Annotated in this window: 21 protein-coding genes and 1 pseudogene; 15 read left to right on the plus strand and 7 right to left on the minus strand. The window is 35.5% G+C overall.

All coding sequences use genetic code 11. From position 1 onward, the window contains the following. Positions 1-6 precede the first annotated feature (6 nt). The 4 genes from BQ4305_RS12170 (at position 7) to rlmH (ending at position 3357) form a co-directional block, all read left to right on the plus strand. On the plus strand, positions 7-801 hold the full coding sequence (locus BQ4305_RS12170; protein WP_110928066.1) for an MBL fold metallo-hydrolase: 795 nt from the start codon (positions 7-9) through the stop codon (positions 799-801). A 210-nt stretch (positions 802-1011) separates the two neighbouring features. Continuing rightward, on the plus strand, positions 1012-2238 hold the full coding sequence (locus tag BQ4305_RS12175; RefSeq protein ID WP_110928067.1) for a S1C family serine protease: 1227 nt from the start codon (positions 1012-1014) through the stop codon (positions 2236-2238). A 172-nt stretch (positions 2239-2410) separates the two neighbouring features. Continuing rightward, positions 2411-2575 carry a CxxH/CxxC protein gene (locus BQ4305_RS12180; protein ID WP_110928068.1) on the plus strand — a complete coding sequence of 55 codons (165 nt, stop codon included), beginning with the start codon at positions 2411-2413 and terminating at the stop codon, positions 2573-2575. Positions 2576-2877: 302 nt separating this feature from the next. Further along, positions 2878-3357: a 23S rRNA (pseudouridine(1915)-N(3))-methyltransferase RlmH gene (rlmH, locus tag BQ4305_RS12185; protein WP_110928783.1), complete on the plus strand. Its 480-nt coding sequence runs from the start codon at positions 2878-2880 to the stop codon at positions 3355-3357. Between the two features lie 600 nt (positions 3358-3957). Here rlmH and BQ4305_RS12190 read toward each other — a convergent pair. After that, a pseudogene (locus tag BQ4305_RS12190) lies at positions 3958-5010 on the minus strand (recombinase family protein); the annotation flags it as partial. A 271-nt stretch (positions 5011-5281) separates the two neighbouring features. Here BQ4305_RS12190 and BQ4305_RS12195 point away from each other — a divergent pair. Both BQ4305_RS12195 and BQ4305_RS12200 read left to right on the plus strand, forming a co-directional pair. Beyond that, positions 5282-5764 (plus strand): hypothetical protein, encoded by a 483-nt coding sequence (locus BQ4305_RS12195; RefSeq protein WP_110928069.1) that lies wholly within the window; start codon positions 5282-5284, stop codon positions 5762-5764. 46 nt (positions 5765-5810) lie between these two features. Continuing rightward, complete coding sequence (locus BQ4305_RS12200) at positions 5811-6038, plus strand: hypothetical protein (protein ID WP_110928070.1); 228 nt, start codon at positions 5811-5813, stop codon at positions 6036-6038. Positions 6039-6217: 179 nt separating this feature from the next. On the opposite strand, the gene BQ4305_RS12205 is transcribed toward BQ4305_RS12200, so the two are convergent. The 3 genes from BQ4305_RS12205 to BQ4305_RS12215 all read right to left on the minus strand — a co-directional run bounded on the left by BQ4305_RS12205 (position 6218) and on the right by BQ4305_RS12215 (position 8950). Continuing rightward, positions 6218-7696: a recombinase family protein gene (locus BQ4305_RS12205; RefSeq protein WP_110928071.1), complete on the minus strand. Its 1479-nt coding sequence runs from the start codon at positions 7694-7696 to the stop codon at positions 6218-6220. Beyond that, positions 7686-7865, minus strand: coding sequence for a hypothetical protein (locus tag BQ4305_RS12210; RefSeq protein WP_110928072.1), 180 nt, complete (start codon positions 7863-7865; stop codon positions 7686-7688). The genes BQ4305_RS12205 and BQ4305_RS12210 overlap by 11 nt, the downstream gene beginning before the upstream one ends. A 356-nt stretch (positions 7866-8221) precedes the next feature. After that, entirely contained in the window at positions 8222-8950 is a 729-nt protein-coding gene (locus tag BQ4305_RS12215; protein WP_110928073.1) for a DNA-methyltransferase, read from the minus strand. 289 nt (positions 8951-9239) lie between these two features. On the opposite strand from BQ4305_RS12215, the gene BQ4305_RS12220 reads away from it, so the two are divergent. The 3 genes from BQ4305_RS12220 (at position 9240) to BQ4305_RS12230 (ending at position 11874) form a co-directional block, all read left to right on the plus strand. Further along, positions 9240-10178, plus strand: a complete 939-nt coding sequence (locus tag BQ4305_RS12220) for an HNH endonuclease (RefSeq protein WP_110928074.1) — start codon at positions 9240-9242, stop codon at positions 10176-10178. 252 nt (positions 10179-10430) lie between these two features. Continuing rightward, positions 10431-11165, plus strand: coding sequence for a hypothetical protein (locus tag BQ4305_RS12225; protein ID WP_110928075.1), 735 nt, complete (start codon positions 10431-10433; stop codon positions 11163-11165). Between the two features lie 295 nt (positions 11166-11460). Continuing rightward, positions 11461-11874, plus strand: coding sequence for a hypothetical protein (locus BQ4305_RS12230; RefSeq protein ID WP_110928076.1), 414 nt, complete (start codon positions 11461-11463; stop codon positions 11872-11874). A 126-nt stretch (positions 11875-12000) separates the two neighbouring features. Here the strand turns inward: BQ4305_RS12230 and istB (BQ4305_RS12235) are convergent, their stop codons facing one another. Together istB (BQ4305_RS12235) and istA (BQ4305_RS12240) are read right to left on the minus strand one after the other, a co-directional pair. Next, positions 12001-12759 (minus strand): IS21-like element helper ATPase IstB, encoded by a 759-nt coding sequence (istB, locus tag BQ4305_RS12235; protein ID WP_110927700.1) that lies wholly within the window; start codon positions 12757-12759, stop codon positions 12001-12003. Further along, a complete protein-coding gene (gene istA / locus BQ4305_RS12240; protein ID WP_234396927.1) occupies positions 12756-14279 on the minus strand; it encodes an IS21 family transposase in 1524 nt (507 codons plus the stop codon). Before istA (BQ4305_RS12240) ends, istB (BQ4305_RS12235) begins: the two co-directional genes overlap by 4 nt. Before the next feature lie 82 nt (positions 14280-14361). On the opposite strand from istA (BQ4305_RS12240), the gene BQ4305_RS12250 reads away from it, so the two are divergent. Both BQ4305_RS12250 and BQ4305_RS12255 read left to right on the plus strand, forming a co-directional pair. Further along, entirely contained in the window at positions 14362-15099 is a 738-nt protein-coding gene (locus tag BQ4305_RS12250; RefSeq protein ID WP_324611594.1) for a hypothetical protein, read from the plus strand. Positions 15100-15130: 31 nt separating this feature from the next. Further along, positions 15131-15502, plus strand: coding sequence for a hypothetical protein (locus BQ4305_RS12255; RefSeq protein ID WP_110928078.1), 372 nt, complete (start codon positions 15131-15133; stop codon positions 15500-15502). 136 nt (positions 15503-15638) lie between these two features. Here the strand turns inward: BQ4305_RS12255 and BQ4305_RS22275 are convergent, their stop codons facing one another. Beyond that, positions 15639-15917 (minus strand): DUF5348 domain-containing protein, encoded by a 279-nt coding sequence (locus BQ4305_RS22275; protein ID WP_199880719.1) that lies wholly within the window; start codon positions 15915-15917, stop codon positions 15639-15641. A gap of 140 nt (positions 15918-16057) precedes the next feature. Between BQ4305_RS22275 and istA (BQ4305_RS12260) the strand changes: the two genes are divergently transcribed. From istA (BQ4305_RS12260) to BQ4305_RS12275, 4 genes are all read left to right on the plus strand, one after another. After that, a complete protein-coding gene (gene istA, locus BQ4305_RS12260; RefSeq protein WP_110928029.1) occupies positions 16058-17602 on the plus strand; it encodes an IS21 family transposase in 1545 nt (514 codons plus the stop codon). Next, positions 17602-18366 carry an IS21-like element helper ATPase IstB gene (gene istB / locus BQ4305_RS12265; RefSeq protein ID WP_076259518.1) on the plus strand — a complete coding sequence of 255 codons (765 nt, stop codon included), beginning with the start codon at positions 17602-17604 and terminating at the stop codon, positions 18364-18366. Before istA (BQ4305_RS12260) ends, istB (BQ4305_RS12265) begins: the two co-directional genes overlap by 1 nt. 427 nt (positions 18367-18793) lie before the next feature. After that, positions 18794-19072 (plus strand): hypothetical protein, encoded by a 279-nt coding sequence (locus BQ4305_RS12270; RefSeq protein WP_110928079.1) that lies wholly within the window; start codon positions 18794-18796, stop codon positions 19070-19072. Continuing rightward, a complete protein-coding gene (locus BQ4305_RS12275) occupies positions 19053-19250 on the plus strand; it encodes a hypothetical protein (RefSeq protein ID WP_110928080.1) in 198 nt (65 codons plus the stop codon). The genes BQ4305_RS12270 and BQ4305_RS12275 overlap by 20 nt, the downstream gene beginning before the upstream one ends. Positions 19251-19293 lie beyond the last annotated feature (43 nt).

Genomic DNA, 19293 nt, shown 5'->3' on the forward strand with positions numbered 1-19293 from the left:
GTATACATGACCATGCATTTTAGTGTTCTCGCAAGCGGGAGTACGGGAAATGCCTTATATGTCGAGACGGACGAGCACGCCTTTCTTGTCGATGCAGGTTTGAGCGGGAAGGCAATGGACGGATTATTCAAGGAAATCGGCAAGGATATGTCCAGCCTGTCGGGAATCCTTGTGACCCATGAACACAGTGATCATATTAAGGGACTTGGCGTCGTCGCCAGAAAGTACAAGCTGCCGATTTATGCGAATGAAAAAACCTGGCAGGCCATGGAGCGCTCCATCGGCGAAATCCCAACCGAGCAAAAGTTCACGTTCGGGATGGAAGAAGTCAAATCATTCGGAGGCCTGGATATTGAATCATTCGGGGTCTCCCATGATGCGGCGGAGCCGATGTTCTATGTGTTTCACCATGAAGGCAAAAAGCTTGTCCAAATTACAGACACAGGCTATGTCAGCGATCGCATGAAAGGGATTATCTCGAATGCGGATGCCTATATTTTTGAAAGCAACCATGATGTCGGCATGCTGCGGATGGGAAGGTACCCATGGAGCGTTAAAAGGCGGATTTTGAGCGATGTCGGACACGTTTCTAATGAAGATGCTGCCCTTGCGATGCATGAGGTGACAGGAGACCGTACGAAGCGAATTTACCTGGCCCATTTGAGCCTCGATAACAATATGAAGGATTTGGCGAGGATGTCGGTGGAACAGACACTGAAAGCCAAAGGAGCAGCTGTCGGAGAGCAATTCGCTCTTTACGATACAGATCCGAAGAAGCCGACGGAGCTTGTGCTTTTATAAAATGCTCCCGGCCCAGTAAGTGATGAACCGATACATGTCGAGGGAGCTTCCCCCTCTTTTTTTATGGCCTTTTTTTTAGGGAACATTAGCAAATCCAGGAAAAAAAGAATGCAATTCATTTTTTTAGTAAATTATAGTTGGAGGAGTATAATTAAGGGTATAAACCTCACAGTAGGTAAATTGATCATAAAAAGAGAGGGTTGAGCAGTCTTGGGATATTATGATGAGGGTTTTGAAAACCGGAGTTCGCAAAAAAAAACGCGCAAAAGCGGCTATTTTTTATCCGGGTTGGGAGGGGCCATCCTGGGGGGAGCCTTGGTGACAGGCATCGTATTTCCTGCATTGAATGACGATGACAATCAAGGATCAACAGGCAGCCTTTCCACCCAAAGCGAGCAATCTGCCACAAAGCAGCAGGTTTCTCTTAATGTCTCTACGGCCGTTACGGATGCTGTCAAAAAGGCCGGCGATGCGGTAGTGGGCATCACCAATATTCAAGAAACCAACTTTTGGGGGAGCGCCGGAGCTAATGGAGAAGGCAGCGGATCCGCCGAAGCCGGATCCGGGTCTGGAGTGGTCTACAAAAAGGCAAACGGCAAAGCCTTAATTGTCACGAATAACCATGTCATCGAGAATGCCAATGAACTGGAAGTCACATTGAATGACGGAACTAAAATTCCTGCTAAATTAGTCGGTGCGGATCCATGGACAGACTTGGCTGTTGTAGAAGTAGACGGGGACAAAGTGAAGACCGTCGCAGAGTTTGGCAAATCGGGATCCCTGACACCGGGTGAGCCGGTCATCGCAATCGGAAATCCGCTCGGCCAGCAATTCTCCGGCTCTGTTACACAAGGAGTCATTTCCGGCTTAGAGCGTTCGATTGAAGTGGATATCAATGAAGACGGACAGACGGACTGGAATGCGGAAGTCATCCAGACTGACGCAGCCATTAACCCTGGGAACAGCGGCGGGGCCCTTGTTAATATGGCAGGCCAGGTTATCGGCATCAACTCCATGAAGATCGCCGAAAGCGCCGTTGAAGGAATCGGGCTTTCCATTCCAATCGATTCGGTGATTCCAATCATCACCGATATTGAAGAACACGGGGAAGTGAAACGTCCGTATCTCGGTGTGAACCTTGCTTCAGTAGAAGAAATCTCTCAATACCACCAAGAAAACACATTGAAGCTACCGAAGGATGTGAAAACAGGTGTTGCCATAACAGGTGTTCAAACCGGTTCACCTGCTGACAGGGCAGGCCTGAAGGAATTCGATGTCATTGTTGGCATGGACGATGAAGAGATTAAAGATATGGCCGGACTGCGGAAGTATCTGTACAATGAAAAAGACGTCGGCGATAAAGTAAAGATTACGTATTACCGAAACGGCAAGAAAGAGACGGCAGAACTTACGCTGTCAAACAGTGAAGGATTGTAAGAAAAACAAGAATAAACGAGCAGGAAGGCAGCCGCTTTCCTGCTTTTTTTCTGTCATTCGACAGGATACTTGCGCTTTAGTGAAAATTTGGTACGATTACTTGTGGATAAAAGTGAAAATAATAGGAAAAATGGATTTGTGGATAAAATAATGTGGTAAAGGAGTAAGAACGATGAAAAAAATATACTGCTGTCAGGAACATGTAGAAATGGCAATGGATGAGGTCGTCCATGAGTATGAAACCTACCCGACACTCAACAGCATTTCTGACGATAATGAGTTATCAACAAGGTGTGAATATTGTCGAAATGACGCTATATATATTGTAGGGAACTAATATTCCCATACAAGATGTGGATAGTAAATGTGGATATGTGGATAAACCCTGTGTATAACTTGTTTGTAAACTGTTTGTAAAATGAGGATAAAATTTTATCCAACAAATGACATAGAGTTTCTCCTTATTTTAAAACTTACATATAGGCTGCGTTGTGGATAAAACAGAAGGGTTTCATCCGCTTTTTTGTATGCTGAAAAAGCATTTTCTTATCTGCGTTGAAGGGATATTGAAATATAACGGAAATAAAAGCTATACTAAGAAACTAAAATCAGGCGGAGCAACTACCGAGAGGAGAAATCATGAACATTACAATAGTCACGGTCGGCAAATTGAAGGAAAAATACCTGAAGCAGGGAATCGAGGAATATCTCAAACGGCTGTCTGCCTATGCCAAGGTCGAAATCATCGAGCTGCCCGACGAAAAAGCCCCCGAAACACTGAGCGATGTCGAAATGATCCAGATTAAAGACAAAGAAGGCGAGCGAATCCTGTCTAAAATTAGCCCCGACGCCCATGTCATCGCTCTGGCTATTGAAGGCAAGCTCAAATCCTCTGAAGAACTGGCCGGCACCATCGACAAACTGGCCACCTACGGCAAGAGTAAAATCGCCTTCATTATCGGCGGCTCCCTCGGACTGAGCCAAGAAGTCATGCAGCGCGCCGACGAAGCCCTGTCCTTCTCCCGCATGACCTTCCCCCATCAGCTCATGAGGCTGATTCTTGTCGAGCAGATTTACCGGGCATTTCGGATTAATCGGGGAGAACCGTACCATAAATAGAGGCAAAAATTGTTGTAAATATGGTGGAATTTTATTATCGGAAGCGGGTACTGGCTGTATATAATCAGCACTATCCGTTTCTCGATACAATGTGTGAATAAGATTAAAGGTCTTAGATATATTGACCTCTGTAAAGTCAAATTCAAGCACGACTTTATTTACTGATCTTGAATGACCACTAAGATGTTTGATTTCAATCTTAGAGAGCAGTAGTTGAAGCAAATGCTTTTTAGCCTCCCTAGATGCCTGTTGATACTTAGAGAGAAATTGTTCTAAGAGTATCTGAATTAACTCAGGTTGAATAATCTTTGATTCTGAAGAGGTTAAAATTACAGTAAGATCATTTTTTCTTTTTTCCAAATCTACCTTTTCATTAGCAACTCTTTGTAAGCGTTCCTGTAGAATTGTGATAGGTAAGGTATTGCTTTCAAAAGCCTCTATATATCGTTCTTGTACCTTTTGTATTTCAGATAGTCTTACTTCAATCTGTTCTAAATCTTTATGATGCTTATTAAGGGATTCAACAGATTGAAAGTTTATTTCCTGTATTGATTTTAAAAACATATTTTTATTACTTAGAAATCTTTCAATTTTATTAACCACATCATTTTCTGCTTCATAAGCTTTAATTGAATTAGCTTTACAGGCAGAAGTCCCTTTATTATGAAAACTACCACATACATAGTAACGATGTTTACGTTTGGTACCATCTTTTCGTGTATATGTTGTTATAGAAGGAACCATACCTTGTCCACAGTCAGGACAACGTAAAAGACTACTTAGTAAAAATGGTTCATTTGATTGACGTTGTTTAAACGATTTGCTCATTCTTCTTGCTTGTACTACACTCCATAATTCATTTGAAATAATGGCTTCGTGTTGGCCATCTACTAGAATTGGATTAGAATTTTTACCCTTTCTACGCTTGGTATCCCAATTTTCAACTTTTAGCCAGCTGATTTTACCGATATAAACAACATTATCTAATATAGTTGCAACACCGTTAATAGAAAAGTGACGATTCCGTTTGGTTCGATATCCTGCTTTATTTAATTGATTTGTAATTGCCTTTAACCCTTTTCCATTGGCATACAGTTGAAAAATTAATTGTACTACTTCAGCTTCATCCTTATTGATAATAAGTTCCTTTTCGATGTTATCATAGCCAAAGACTACACCGCCGTTCCAAGATCCTTCTAACGCTCTCTGTTTCATACCTAATTTAACATTTTCAGATAGTGTATTCCTCTCCATTTCAGCAATTGAGGCCATTAATTGCACAACTAAACGACCAATAGGACTACCGGTATCGAAGTTTTCTGAATAGGAAATAAATTTTACTCCGAAATCTTCAAACTTGTCTAAGAGTATTAGGGTATCTAACATATTTCGAGATAGTCGAGAAATCTTCCATACGAGTACAGCTTCGAATTTGTCAGCTTCAACATCAACAATAAGTTGTTGCATAGCAGGGCGACCCTTTATATTCTTCCCACTGATTCCTTCATCAACATATTCTCTAGCAATTTCCCACCCATAGAGTTTGGCATACTGGCGTAGAGTATCCAATTGAGCAGCAATACTATAACCTTCATTTGCTTGTTCTTCGGTTGACACACGACAGTAAATAGCTACACGTCTAATTTCATTCATATAAATCCTCCCTTCCTAAGTATTTTAATATGAAAAAATAAAAAAGGGAAAGAATGTTAATTTACATAGATAGGTATTTCCTTGAAAAAGACCTATTTAACTGTTAATAATAACACCATTTGATGTAGCATTTTGGAAGGGGGATTTTCCTACTGAACTAGCTGATAGTTTATTAATATTTATTAGCGTAGTTTAGAACAAATTGTACAAGAAGGAAATCATATAAGAATGTAGAATTTTGTAATTATACAAAAACAAAGGAGGTAGCTTTATGGCTTTTCATAAACAAATTAAAAGTAAGTCAAAGGAATTTAGGGACTTATTATCAAATTATAGAAGTCGTGGCTTGAAAGATACAGGAAGTGTAGGAAAATGCGACTTTATTAATACTTTAAATCGAGTTACTTATAAACCTATTGGGGAGGGAAAGTTTAGGATTGGAAAAATTAACGATGACTTGGATAAAAACCATATGAGTATTAGACTCGATCTTCCAAAAGGTGAATTTTCTGATGAGTTTATTATGAAATCAATGGGATTTACTGAGGTTTTTCCACGAAAAAAAAGGACTAATTTTACATGCTTAAAAGTGCATAGAGCTAGTTGGGATGATTCTGTGTTTGACACAGTAGATATTAGACTATATGAAGAAGATATAGCTGCATACAATTTTAATGATAATTCATTCAAGAATTTTATAGATTTATTAATTTTAAGAGCTACTGGTGAAATAATAGAAATTCCTAATAATTAATTTTTAAATATTGCTTGTTTACTAGAGAAAGGAATGGAAAGGAAAAATGGAATATAAGGATTTTTTAATGAAGGAATATGGTTTGAGTGAAGGTTCAGCTAAGGATTATGACGGTCGTTTTAAAGGAATTGTCAATAGTGGTATATATAAGGGAGAAAGGGAGATGACTTCTTCTTTAAAAGCAGCTGTTGAGAAAAAATATCCAAAGTCAAAAAATCACTATGTCCTAGCCCTTGAACGATATATTGATTTCCAAAAGAAAAAGAAAATATAGATGGTAAGCAAGGTTAAAGGACACCAATGGGTTTTAATGATTGAACAAATAAAAACTCGCCCTTTGATCTAATTCAATTTAAAGAGTAAAAGGGCTGAATTTTTATATGTAATAGATGTTGGGAATAACCTTTTTCACTTAAAACAAACCTGTTAAAAATGTTCTTTTTTTGCATTATATTATGCTGTAATTAATTTCGGAATTTCGTTAATATCTAAATTATAAATTATACTCTTAATTGTCCTCATACTAATTCTATCACCACTATTAATATGTATTTCTTGAAATAGGGTTTTAAGAAATCGTCTCTTATCAATATCATCAATGGCCAGGAAAATAGATTCAAAGTTTGAAATAAAATTATCAACTATTTTTACTGAATCAGTATGTTTTAAACTATTGTATCGTTCTTCTGTGTAATTTAAACGTTCAGACAATGCCTCATGTTGTGTACGGAGTCTCTCAATTTGGATTAAATGAGAATTATTGTTTGTTTTGTAATAAAGTTCATAGGTTTTATTAATTTTATTATCAATTATTGATATATCTTTATGTAACCGATTTAATGTTTTACTAATCTCCTGATAATCATTAGATATTCTATTTTTCATTTTTTCTTGTAATAGATTGTAGATTTTAGGAGAACCGATAATTGAGGGGAGGAGTGATAAGATGTACTCCTCGGCATAAGCTTTTTTTATTGAATTTGCTTTGCAACTTTTTCCATTTTTATTATTAAGGCATTTATAGTATCTGTATTTTCCACAACTACTTACATGGTGTACCATTGAAGCATTACATTTTGGACATTTAAGAAAACCGGTCAGAAAGTAAGAACCATGATGAACTTTCTCGGGTAAATAACTTCTTATTTTTAGCATCTGTTGAGCTTTATCCCAGGTTTCTTTATCGATAATTGATTCATGTGTACCTATATGTAATTGTTCTTCAAATCTTATATATCCTATATAGGTAGGGTTTGTTAGAATAGTTTTTACTGCATTTATATCGAATTCGTTACCATTGATTGTTTTATAATGATGTTTATTTAAATATTGTGCTATTTTACGAAATCCCCACTGATCATTAACACACTTATCAAAAATTAACTTTATAATTTTTGAACTATCCGGATCAATTTTCAACCCTTCAGAGGTTGTAACATAGCCAGTAATTCTACCACCATTATGCAATCCATTCTTTGCTCTTTGTCTCATTCCATATATGCAATTAAAAAGAATCTCTTCACGATGTCGTTCAGAATAGATTGATTTATTTTTAAAGTAGTCATAATCAGATCTGTTAGATGTATTTATCCTATCTGCAACACATATAAGATGTGTCCCACTTTTAATTAATCGGTCAACAAGGTTAACAGAGTCAGCATGATTACGTGCAAATCGGTGATCTGCTAATACAATTACATAATCTATTTCCTTGCTCTGTAAACAATCAGCCATCATAGTACAAAATACTTCTCTATCTTCTACACTAGTTCCTGAACCGTAACCTTCATTATATACTTTCTTCAATTCAATGTTATTTACCTTACAATAAGATCTAATGTGTTCCTCTTGATATTCTAGGGAAAAGTTTAGAGTTTGATCTTCAGTACTCACACGTAGGTATGCTACCGCAATTTCATTGTCATTCTGCATTTTTGTACTCCTCTCCGGATTGTAACTTCTGGTAGTGGAAATTAAGAGCAAGATCTATAAGTTCATTAATAAAATCATTAGCAAGTATCTTTTTTGAATCTCTCTCTTTAAAGATGATACTTTCATAATATTTTGACGGGTCAATGATAATAGATTTTTTATTATTCATAGGGTATAAATCCTTTCATCTGAATGTTCCTTTTAAATTCCTTCGAATTATATTTTCTTTCTTTTTCCTTTTTCAAGGCTTTTAATGAATTTTTAAGAATAATTACTGTTATTTTTAGTTTTTTATAAGTTATTTAATAGAAAGTCACTTTCTTTTTATAAAAACAGAGGGGATTATAAAGGAATTTTCTATTTTTCTCTTACTTTATTTATTTTTTACCTCTATAAATTAAAAGGTGATTATATAATGTTTGTAGTGCTAACCCGATTCTAATTGCGGGAAAAATGACTATACAGATTTGTATAGTCAGCTCTACAAAATATATAAACAAATAGATAAAAACTCTTTTTATGAATTCAGCTTGCATTAGCGTTATATAAAAGATTAGAAGCTTTATTGAAATGGGTATTATCTAATTCAAAACCAATAAAATTCCGATTAAGATTTATTGCTGCTTGACCAGTTGATCCTGAACCCATAAAACAATCCAAGACTGTTTCCCCCTCATTGGTATGAGTTGCAATAATTTTTTTAAGAATTGAAATTGGTTTTTGGCAAGGGTGAATTCTGACCTTTCCATTAACTATAGGTGCTTCATAAGAAGCTTTATCATAGTAGCTATTAAACGTCCTTTTGGTCCCTTTAGTATAGGAAATGAAAAATTCACGGGAATTTGATAGATAATTTACTTTAGCATTAATAGGAACGGGATTTGTTTTATCCCAGAATCCAATTCTAGGCTGGTCTAATTTTAGTTTTTTTGCTTCAGATGATATATCGCTAATTTTGAAAATATCGTAAAATATCACCATTGTACCACCTGGAACTAGGACTCGTTTAAATTCTTTTAAAAGGGAAAACCAATCAAACTTGTTCGCATCTAAATCCCATTCCCCGAATTCCATTGAAATGGAACCGTATTTTTGTTGGGCACCGCCACCATTTTTAAAGTTAGTCTTCCTAGATATAAAGTACGGTGGATCAGTACAAATTAAATGAATTGAATTACTAGGAATCATTTTAATTTCTTTAAAGACATCACCGTTTATTAACTTCAAATTTTTTTCTGTTTTATTAAAAGTCATTTTTATATCCCCATTCTTTAAGGTTTCCTTAGTTGGTCAAGGTGTATGAATTAAATTCTATTTATTTAAGAAAAACAAGAGGATACTAATATTTTTTTGGAAAAATTTTTATAGAAGGACAAATGAAGCATGAAAATGTTGAATATAGTCTTTTTACTAATTATATGATTTATGAAGAATTAAAACCAAAGGGAGTTAGTCAACAGGTGAAGGATAAAATTAACCTATGGTTTCGGTTGACTTTAACTGGTAAGATTATCCTATAAATTTAATAATTGGAGGAGAGACAATGAACTGTATTATTTGTACAGAAGTGAAAGAGGGATCAGAAGAGCATATATATCCATATGCAATTGGAAGCCGCAAGTTAAAGATACATAGGGTTTGTAAGGACTGTAATTCAAAACTAGGGAATTTTAATGATTACCACATTACTGATCACCCAGCAATCTTAGCAAAGAGACATATACTCGGAATAAAAGATAGAAATGGAAAGATACCTAATCCTACTACTAAAGCTGTTTCAATCTACTACGAAGATTTTCCAGACTTACCTATTTACTTTAGTACTGTCGATAACAAAACTGTGTTAGTAGTTAAAGAAAAGAGAATAGAATTTGCAGTTAATGAGGACAGTGTAATCAATAAAGAAACAGTATTACACAATTTTATAGCCAAACAAGAGGATAAAGAAAAAATAGTAGAAATGGTAAATCTATATGCAAAAAGAAAGAAGTATTACCCAATCAGTGAGGAGGAAATATACGAAGGATTGAAGACTGTCGATATTGATTTTGGTAAAATAAAAGTTAAATTTAACGAGGCAGAATTGGATAAGTTTAAGATAGAAAAGGGGCTCTTAAAAATAGCTTATGAATTAGGATGGTATTGGTTGGGCGATAGGTATTTAGATGATCAGAATGCAATTTTAATTCGTAATTCTCTCAACAATCCTGAAATTGACTTTGATATACAAGAAATCAATGGTGCAATTTATCCAATATCTTTACCTTGCCAAGAAAGTATTTTTGAGGATGGTTATCTGGGGTATTTTCATTTAGGGGCATTGTATAATGATGAAAATAACAATATCTGGTGCTATATTCGATTATTTGATACATATGAGGGGCGGTTTTTAATTAGCCGACAATCTGATCTGTATAATTCTTCAAATAAGTTTTTATCAATTAACACTAGTGATGGGGAAATTGAAGAAAGGGAATTTTAAACATAGGGACAATAAATATTAGCTCTGTAGTACTAAGAAGAACCTAATCTTTAAGTTCTTAGTGAATCAAGTGTAATTCAAGTCAAGATATTCGGGTACGATTATCATGCTGACATTTATTTTTTTACGGTGTCATTTAAAAAGCTTTAATTATTTTGCGATTGGGGCTATGTACAATTAATTCATACAATACTAAGTAAAAAGAATGTATTAAGAATTGCTCGATAATATAGGAGATAGTAGGTGTAATTAATGAGTAATAAAACTAATTATAAAAAGTTTGTCATTGATAGTAGGAGTGATTATATCGTTTATTTGAGGATGATAATTGTTCAAAGTCACAAATTACTGAAAAGATTGAACAAGTATTCCGATGAACTTAACCATAAAATAGATGAACTAAATCTTCGTAATAAACCTAATGCCCTTTTTGATACAGAAATCTATGAGGAGTTTAATGACAAGATTGGTAATGTTGAGCATAGATTATTAAACATTGTAGGGGATCTTCAAACGGATTCAATTTCTTATTATAAATTTAGAAAAATGCTCTTAAAAAGGAATATTGAAGTTAAAAATGATTTGGGTACATTATCAGAAGAGATGGAAAGTAACCTTTCAACAGTCAATGTTAGTCGTAATTGGGCTTTACACATGCCTGAATCATTATTACATGCCCAAATAGAAAACATTAAGGAGATATGGGATAAAAAAGAACTTCAGGAGTTCTTAACAAAATTTAATCCAGTAGGTGTTCCATATTTTAAGAAATATCAAGGTAAGTGGTTAATTAGTTTGTATGAACAATGTGTAGGAAATCTATCACTATATGAAGAGGTTTACAAGTCAATGTTATCTGATTATGAGAAACTATTAGGAATAGAACCAATAATAAATGAAATACAGTATGGAGAAAGAGATTTTGAGTCAGAGATTAAGCTTCCCCAAACGTCCTTTGCAATGCAACAAAGGAAGTATAATAAGTAAAAAAAGCGATAATAGTTAATTAAATAAAAGTCATTTAGTTTGAAGAAGGAATAAAAAACATAATAAAGAAAACTCGCCTGTTTAAAATTGGCGGGTTTTCTTTATTAATACTATTGTTATAAACAAACGGTCTGTTAATCTAATAATTATTTAAAAACTATAAAATCTATAAAATAACTTCAAAATAATCAAAGGGTTCTTAAAATTTTACACTAATAAAAGAAATAGTCATTACAAATATAGTTTTCTTACTATAAAAACTATAAATTTTGATTTAAAAAGGGGAGATTTTTTAATGACTATTTTTATTGGTTTTGAATCAGGAAATTCTTATGTTAAAAGTGTTAGTTCAATTCAATGGAGTAAGCCTGATGTTTACTTGAATACTTTAACCTCTGTTGAAGAGGATCAGGCGTTCAGTCCGTTTAATGGTAAAAAATATGAAGATGTATATGAAGTAGAGATTAATGGAGAAAAACTTTATTACAGAGTAGGGTTGCCACTACAATCTTTGAATCAAGGGTCATCTAGTATGGATGATCCATCTAGATATAAGAAGATAGAATATAAGATTGAGTGTCTAATCTCTATATATCGGCAAATTTCACAGGCGACAAATAATCGGGAGCTATTATATGTGACGACTGGAGTTCCTACAAAACATTATGGGAATAAATCCGTGTCGGTGTTTTTGTCAATATTATATTGAGCCAGAGCGATCACTTTAAAAGTGAGCCACTTAGTGTCTGTTAACTCCCATATTTGGGAGTAGTTGGGTGTTTGGGTGCCTTGCCCCGGAGAGGGGCAAGACACCCAAACACCTCGCCCGCCGTTGTTACCCTTCGACAACTTCCCGATGTTGCATACTTTGACGGAATCTATAGGATTCTCCGTTAAGTAGGTGGATGTGCGATCGGTGCGTAAGGCGATCAAGTAATGCAGCGGTCATTTTATCGTCGCCAAATATGTTTGTCCATTCCGAGAATTCTAGATTAGTTGTAACAATAACGCTCGCGCGTTCATAACGACTTGAAAAGAATTGGAACAATAACTCTGCTCCAATTTTGGAGAAGGGGACATACCCTAACTCATCAACAATGATCAAATCAAATTTGAGCCACTTCTTCTCAAATGCCCCAAGCTTATGCTCCTCGTTGGCCATAAGTAATTCTTCTACTAACGCCGATGCTGTAATAAACTTAGTTTTATAACCATTTTGAATCATTTCTACCCCAAGAGCGATTGCCAAGTGAGTTTTACCAGTACCACTATTCCCCAAAAATATTAGATTTTCCTTTTTGTCTACGAATTCACCCTTAGCCATGGTGATAAAGCGGTTTCGATTCAAGCTTGGCATTAAGCTGAAATCATAGGTATCTAATGTTTTCTGGACAGGGAACGCAGCTTGCTTAAGTCTCCTCTGTCTCTGATTTTCTTCTCTTGTTTCTAATTCTGTTTCTAGTAATGCCAATAGGTATTCTTCATAACTTAGGTTTCTTTCCTCCGCTTCTCTAGCGAGAGAGCGATACTGTCTTCCGATTGTCGGCATTCTAAGTTGCTTTACAATATGATCTAGCATGATTTCTGCATTCATTTTGTCTGACCTCCAGTTAGTTGTTCATATTGAGCTACATTTGACTTTTTAACTTTATAGTCTAGCAGATTTGTAGGTGTCTTCTCTTTAGAGAGCTCGTGAGACTTCAAATGGTTATTCGTTAGCCTTTGGATGATTTCATGCACAACTTCATAACGAAAAACTTGTGCTTCCTCAGCCTCACTCAAGGCCTGTGTTAACTTTTCCATTCCAATTTCACGATGAAGGAGGAGAAGTCGTATGAACTTTCGATCTCCAATGGCTCCTTCTTGTTCTCTCATCTTCCGATGAAAACGCCTGAACACAGCTGGAATGTCAGAAGCTTGGAAAGCATGTGCATCACGTATCGCACGAGGCTTTTTTATCAACGCTTCTAGATAATGGTCCAATACAGTAATCATTTGATTTCGTTCATTTGAACGTAAATGTTCTGCGATCACTTGGTTTTGAGCCACAACGATCACTCGGTCGACAAAAATTTTTGCCCATACAGCTTGGCCGACATAACCACATGGGACAGAATACTGATTGGTTTCGATTGAGATTAGTGAAGTCTTGTTTACCTGACAAGAGACTAGCTTACAGGCTTCAAACCGTTGTTCAGGAAGTGGGTGAAGATATTCCTTTTCTTTAGCCCACATATCAGCGATTGTTTCTTTGGTATAAGGAACGGTTTTGCGTTCTGCCTCGTTAAAACACCAATCTTGTAAATAATCATTCAATTCATCTAGTGTCTGAACCTCCGGCTCAGGTACAAAGGCATTTCTTCTTACATAGCCTACCAATCCCTCTACACGTCCTTTTTCATTTCCAGATCTGACATTGCAGAACTCAGATTTGAATAGATAATGTGTTTGTAAGGCAAGAAATGATTCCTGTTCCAATCGGTCTCTACCTTGAAGGATTTTTACCACAGCTGTTTTTAAATTATCAAATAGACCTTCAGTTGGAACTCCTCCAAAAAATTCAAACGCATGAACAAATCCATCAAGGAAAGCTTCCTGTTTTTCATGAAGATAAGCTCTCACAAACCTTACACGACTTGCGGAAAGCTGAATGCAAAAGAGGTAAATACGTTTCTTTCGACCCTGTAGAATGATGTCCGCCTCTCCCCAGTCGAATTGGAATTGGTGGCCGAGTTGAAAATCAAGAGGAATGAAGACTTCCTGAAGCTTTTTTCTGCGTTTCCTTACTATTTTTCGTATATTAGATTCCGAACCTTCAAAGTCATATTCATTAACTAATCTGTTATATATATTGGTAGCCGTATGTTTCTGCTTACCCCATCGGTTGAGGTCATCCTCTAACCATTGGTCAATTATTGGTAATACCCGTTTTGTTTCTTCAGAATAATCTTTAGTACCACCATAGATTCTTTGGCGTTGTATGGTTGTTGGAGCTTCCTGTTCTTTTAAATACTTACTTACTGTATTCCTTGAAATACCAAGCTTTTTAGCTATTTGTCTTTGTGATAGTCCTTCTACCTCATGTAAGAATTTGATATTATAAAATTGAGCCATATCGATCATCCTTTGTGCCTCTCTCTAAAAGTGATAGTTTGGTCACTTTCAATCATAAGAGAGGTTATCAAAATTGGAAATCATGTGGCTCATTTTTTATGTGATCGAACCCTTCAAAAGTGGCTCAATATTAAATTATCAAATACAGTCGGAATCGATAAAAAAACAATTAATAGGTACACATTGCATAAATGGAAGGAATTTCACTATTAGTGAAGTTGCGATTATTGGACAATGTGATAGTACATATTATTCTGAGTTACTTAATGAAAGAGGAGCGGCAAACCCTAAGTTTGCTGTCGAAGCTAGTGAAAAAAACCTTATGTATATTGATATTGGTCACGGAACAACGGATTATTGCCAGGTACAACGGTTAGTAGTTGGTGAAAAAGCACAAATTCCTGGAATGAAATCTGTTTGGGCAAAGATTAAAAAGTCTGCTGAAAAGGATGAAGATTTTAAAGCCACAAATCCACTTATTCTTGGCATTGAAGGTCAACTTCAGAAGACAGGAAAAATAACTTTTAATAACATTACAGTAGATGTTGAAAAAGACAGGAATAAAGAACTTAACAATTATGCTAAAAAGGTAATTGAGCACCTTTCAAAAGAGTTGGAGGACAGATCTTATAATGAAATAATCATCTGTGGTGGCGGATCTATTGGTCTTGAAAAATATTTATTAGCTGTTATTAATGAAACATACTCCCATAATTCTTTACGTGATCGTTTTAGATTCTTAAATAATGCACAAGAAAGTAATGCAATTGGTTATTTACGATTCGGATTAAATGTATTAAGTAGAAATAACATAGAATAGAAAACAAGAAATATACAGGGGAGGAATAATCTTGAGTGATCGTAAGGTACATACTTTTACACTACATAAGGAAGAAGATAAAGATATCATTGAATATCTTGAGAGGAATAAAATAACAAAGAACGTAAAGAAAGCACTGAGACTACTTATTCAAAAAGAAATAAAAGAGAGAGAAATTGAATTTATAGATAAGGAACAACTTTTGAATATCATCTCAATACTTTCACAAAATCAAAATACAGATAACAATAGTCTCATTGCTAAGAATTATGAGGTCGCTGTACCGGATAAAAATGAGACTGAGGAAGAAATTGATTATGAAACGAAAAAAGAATTTGAGAAAATTATTCAAGAAAATAATGGGATGATTGGACCAATTAATTTAAACTTTTTAAGCAAGTAATAATTATATATCAATAAAGAAGCGTAACATAATTATTACGCTTCTTTATGTAAAATGTCATTTATGATAGCAACTAAAAGAGGGAAAGTCAGAGGTGAAAAATTATCAGTGCATTATTTCATATTAAATTATGTCCTTATCCTCTTCGCCTTGCTGGCAAGCCCCGCAATTTGATGTTTTTATAATCGTACAAATAATAGTCTCCATTAGTGTGTTCTAATCTGGTTAGAACCCACTTTTTCTTTTTGTCCCAGTCATCATTAATTAATACCTCAATTAAGCTGCCACAGGTAAAACTAAATTCTTCACTAATTGCATAACGACCAGAGATATTTTTAAATAAAATTCCTTCTTCAATAATGGGTTTGTTTAAATAAGTTATTTCTGTGTGAATCTCAGTTAATCGAAGGACAATACTACCGTTGTAAACGCTAGAATAAAGTTGACAGTTTTCGCTTGATTAGATTTTACACTTTTGCTCTATCACCCTAAAACTTTAGTAAAATAGTTTGTGATGTTATTTTACTGGAGGTTAGGATTTTGGAGGAGAAATTAGTGTTGTATGTAAAGATTCAGGAATTACACAAACGGAAATTTAAAGTAGCACAAATAGCCAAGGAGCTTAAGATTTCAAGGCCAACTGTCTATAAATATTTAGATATGACATTGGAGGAAGCAAAAGCTTACACTGAACGCCCACATGGGAGGCAAAAGAAATTAGATAGCCATAAAGACTGGATACTTGCTTGGTTAGAAGAATACCCGCACCTGAGCGGTGCACAAATTCATGATTGGCTCCTTGAAAGATACCCCGATCTGATAGTCGGGGGAAGTACGGTGAGATCTTATGTAAAAGAAGTCAGGGAAATTTATCAGATTGAGAAGAAAGTAATTGTTCGTCAATACGAAGCTGTTCCCGAACAACCGATGGGCAAACAACTTCAGGTAGATTGGGGTGAAACAAAGCAGAAGACTACTGACAACAAAGAGATTAAGCTGTACTTCATTGCGTTTGTCATGGCTCATTCAAGGTACAAATACATGGAGTGGCAGACACGTCCTTTCACTACTAGAGACGCAATCCGGTGTCATGAAAATGCTTTTCAATTTTATGGAGGACGCACCGAAGAAATCGTATATGATCAGGATCATCTAATCACAGTCAGCGAGAATGCAGGCCAGCTGCTTTTAACAGCTGAGTTTCAAAGTTATGTGAATGAACGTAAGTTTAAAATTCACCTATGCAGAAGAGCTGACCCGGAATCTAAGGGCATGATTGAAAATGTGGTGAAGTACATAAAAGGTAATTTCGCAGACAGTCGAGTGTTTAGCGACATAGGGGATTGGAATCATCGGGCATTACAATGGCTCCAGCGAACTGGGAACCATCAGGTTCATCAAACAACGAAAAAAAGACCAGCAGAAGTGTTTCTCCTCGAAAAGCAACACTTACAGCCAGTCTCTTCATTACTTTCATATGAAAGTACCAATAATCAAAGTATAACAAGAAGTGTAAGTAAGGACAACACAATCCGTTATAAGTCAAACCGTTATTCCGTTCCACTTGGGACTTATCAAACAAATTCTGAAAATCTTGTTTTGATTGAAGTTAAAGGTAGAGAACAACAGACGCTCGTGATTCGAAAACAAGCAGAAGGTGAAATCATCGCCGAGCATGACATCAGTGTAGAGAAAGGAAAGCTAATTCAAAATCGCAATCATACACGTGATCGATCAAAAGGAATTGAAGAGTTTAAACAACTTTTGATTTCCTCTTTTGAAGATCAGAAACAGGCAGCTGCATATTTTGATAAGATCAGTAAAGAATACCCAAGATATCGACGGGATCAGTTCGCAATCATTCAGCAGGTGGTTCAAAAATATCCAGCGTTTATTGACTCGGTTATGACCAAGTGTATGACAGAAAAATTGGTTAGTGCCAACGATTTTCGTGACATTGCACATCACCTGTATACATCAAATCAACAGCCAGTACAGGAGATAGAATCCCTTTCTGCCAAGCCAGCAAAACATTCTAGTATCAAGGCTTCTACTCGATCCCTAAATACGTATACTAGCATTTTAGGGGGGCGAGCATAATGCATAAAACAGTGAATGAACTGCAGGATCAATTTCGTCAGTTACGATTAGCAGAAACCGCGGAGGAGCTACCACAGCTTCTTCGCGAAGCCGAAAAAGCTTCATGGACATACTTGGAGTTTTTGGAGTCTATTACGCGGTATGAATTAGCAAAACGTGAAGCGAAAAGTCTAGAAAAAAGAATGAAATGGGCACGTTTCCCTTTCGTGAAGTCATTAGATGAATTTGAACTAAAAGACCAAAACGTTCTGACTGCCCGTCAGTTAACCCAACTTAGAGAGTTAAGTTGGCTAGAGCAGCAGTACAACTTAATACTATTAGGCCCACCCGGTATTGGTAAAACGTATATCGCAGTTGGATTGGGGCTCGAAGCCGTTCACAGAGGATTCCATGTTTACTTCGTCACGATGGGTGAACTTATTCAACTCTTAAAAACGGAAGAATATCTGAACAAATCAAAGGTACAACTTAAACGGATCAGAAGTTCTGACCTAGTAATTATCGATGATTTGATGTATATGGCGATGGATCAGAGAGAGGCGAACCTATTCTTCCATTTAATTAACCATTTATACGAACGAAGTTCGATTATTCTGACCTCAAATAAAAGTCCGGATGAATGGGGCAATTTAATTGGGGATCAAGGCATTATGACGGCAATTTTGGATAGATTACTTCATCGTGTGGAAGTCATTCACGGTAGAGAAGATGAGGAAAGTCATCGTATGAGAAATCGGAAAAGCATATTTTCAGCCGAAGTGTAAAAAGGAAATGAGCAAAAAGTGTAAAATTCGACTTGACGTCTACAACCGTACTCATTACGTAAGAAACGCTGATCAGGATTTTCATCGTTCAGGATAATGTTGTCACTTTCATAATCTAAAGGCCTAAGTATCCCTTCAATTTGATTATTTAATATTTGGATTGATTTTGCTAAATCATTAACTAGTGCCATAAATTTCTCCTATTCCTATCATTTTTTAATGTTCAATATATATAAATTATAAGCAGAATAAATAGAAAACGACCGGATTCAGGTTATTTATGATAACTTAGTGATAAATTTACCTAGAAATTGCCCTGGAATAGAAAGAGATGAAAGTTATTTGGATAGACTAAGCTAATAATGGTATAAAGGGAGCAAAGAGTAACTTTTATACGGAGTTAAATAGGAATAGAAGGGTAATAAGGATGAATGATTGGAAACACAGACCACAAGTATCTGATGCACATTTGTTTAAAGAGCAATATGACGATATGTTAGATGCTAATAAAGATGATTTATTGGATATTATTGAACATTATATACAAATGAGACGTGTAGCCATTGAATTAGAGGAAAAAGGAGAAAAGTCAGTTTATACTTTTCTCGACAAAAAAAGAATTGATGATGCTATAGAAGTCTACTTTTATAAATTTATTAATAAAACTACAAAGGTTGATGATGAAAGTGAAAAAAGAGGACTATAAAAGGGAGCTCTTTGAACGTCTATATACTTGTGAACCAAAAGAGTTTAAAATTGAAAAAATTACCTTAAGTAACAACCACCCAATTATTCAAATAGCAAGGGAATGGGAGAAACCTGATACTTACCAAAAAACAAAACGATTTTTCGGTATCAACTTGAAAGTTGGTTGGTGGTATTAAATTGGTATGTATCGCTATTTTCCAATTATAAAGAAAATGGAGA

It is taken from the genome of Bacillus massiliglaciei, assembly GCF_900098925.1.
GTDB lineage: Bacteria > Bacillota > Bacilli > Bacillales > DSM-1321 > Peribacillus > Peribacillus massiliglaciei.

Excerpts from the sequence above, each read along its gene's own strand:
- BQ4305_RS12220 (WP_110928074.1), top strand. The coding sequence starts at position 9,240 with ATGAACTGTATTATTTGTACAGAAGTGAAAGAGGGATCAGAAGAGCAT.
- BQ4305_RS12205 (WP_110928071.1), bottom strand. The coding sequence starts at position 7,696 with ATGCAGAATGACAATGAAATTGCGGTAGCATACCTACGTGTGAGTACT.
- BQ4305_RS12195 (WP_110928069.1), top strand. The coding sequence starts at position 5,282 with ATGGCTTTTCATAAACAAATTAAAAGTAAGTCAAAGGAATTTAGGGAC.
- BQ4305_RS12200 (WP_110928070.1), top strand. The coding sequence starts at position 5,811 with ATGGAATATAAGGATTTTTTAATGAAGGAATATGGTTTGAGTGAAGGT.
- rlmH (WP_110928783.1), top strand. The coding sequence starts at position 2,878 with ATGAACATTACAATAGTCACGGTCGGCAAATTGAAGGAAAAATACCTG.
- BQ4305_RS12170 (WP_110928066.1), top strand. The coding sequence starts at position 7 with ATGACCATGCATTTTAGTGTTCTCGCAAGCGGGAGTACGGGAAATGCC.
- istB (WP_076259518.1), top strand. The coding sequence starts at position 17,602 with ATGCATAAAACAGTGAATGAACTGCAGGATCAATTTCGTCAGTTACGA.
- istB (WP_110927700.1), bottom strand. The coding sequence starts at position 12,759 with ATGAATGCAGAAATCATGCTAGATCATATTGTAAAGCAACTTAGAATG.
- BQ4305_RS12215 (WP_110928073.1), bottom strand. The coding sequence starts at position 8,950 with ATGACTTTTAATAAAACAGAAAAAAATTTGAAGTTAATAAACGGTGAT.
- BQ4305_RS12210 (WP_110928072.1), bottom strand. The coding sequence starts at position 7,865 with ATGAATAATAAAAAATCTATTATCATTGACCCGTCAAAATATTATGAA.
- istA (WP_234396927.1), bottom strand. The coding sequence starts at position 14,279 with ATGGCTCAATTTTATAATATCAAATTCTTACATGAGGTAGAAGGACTA.
- BQ4305_RS12225 (WP_110928075.1), top strand. The coding sequence starts at position 10,431 with ATGAGTAATAAAACTAATTATAAAAAGTTTGTCATTGATAGTAGGAGT.
- BQ4305_RS12180 (WP_110928068.1), top strand. The coding sequence starts at position 2,411 with ATGAAAAAAATATACTGCTGTCAGGAACATGTAGAAATGGCAATGGAT.
- BQ4305_RS12230 (WP_110928076.1), top strand. The coding sequence starts at position 11,461 with ATGACTATTTTTATTGGTTTTGAATCAGGAAATTCTTATGTTAAAAGT.
- BQ4305_RS12270 (WP_110928079.1), top strand. The coding sequence starts at position 18,794 with ATGAATGATTGGAAACACAGACCACAAGTATCTGATGCACATTTGTTT.
- BQ4305_RS12250 (WP_324611594.1), top strand. The coding sequence starts at position 14,362 with ATGTGGCTCATTTTTTATGTGATCGAACCCTTCAAAAGTGGCTCAATA.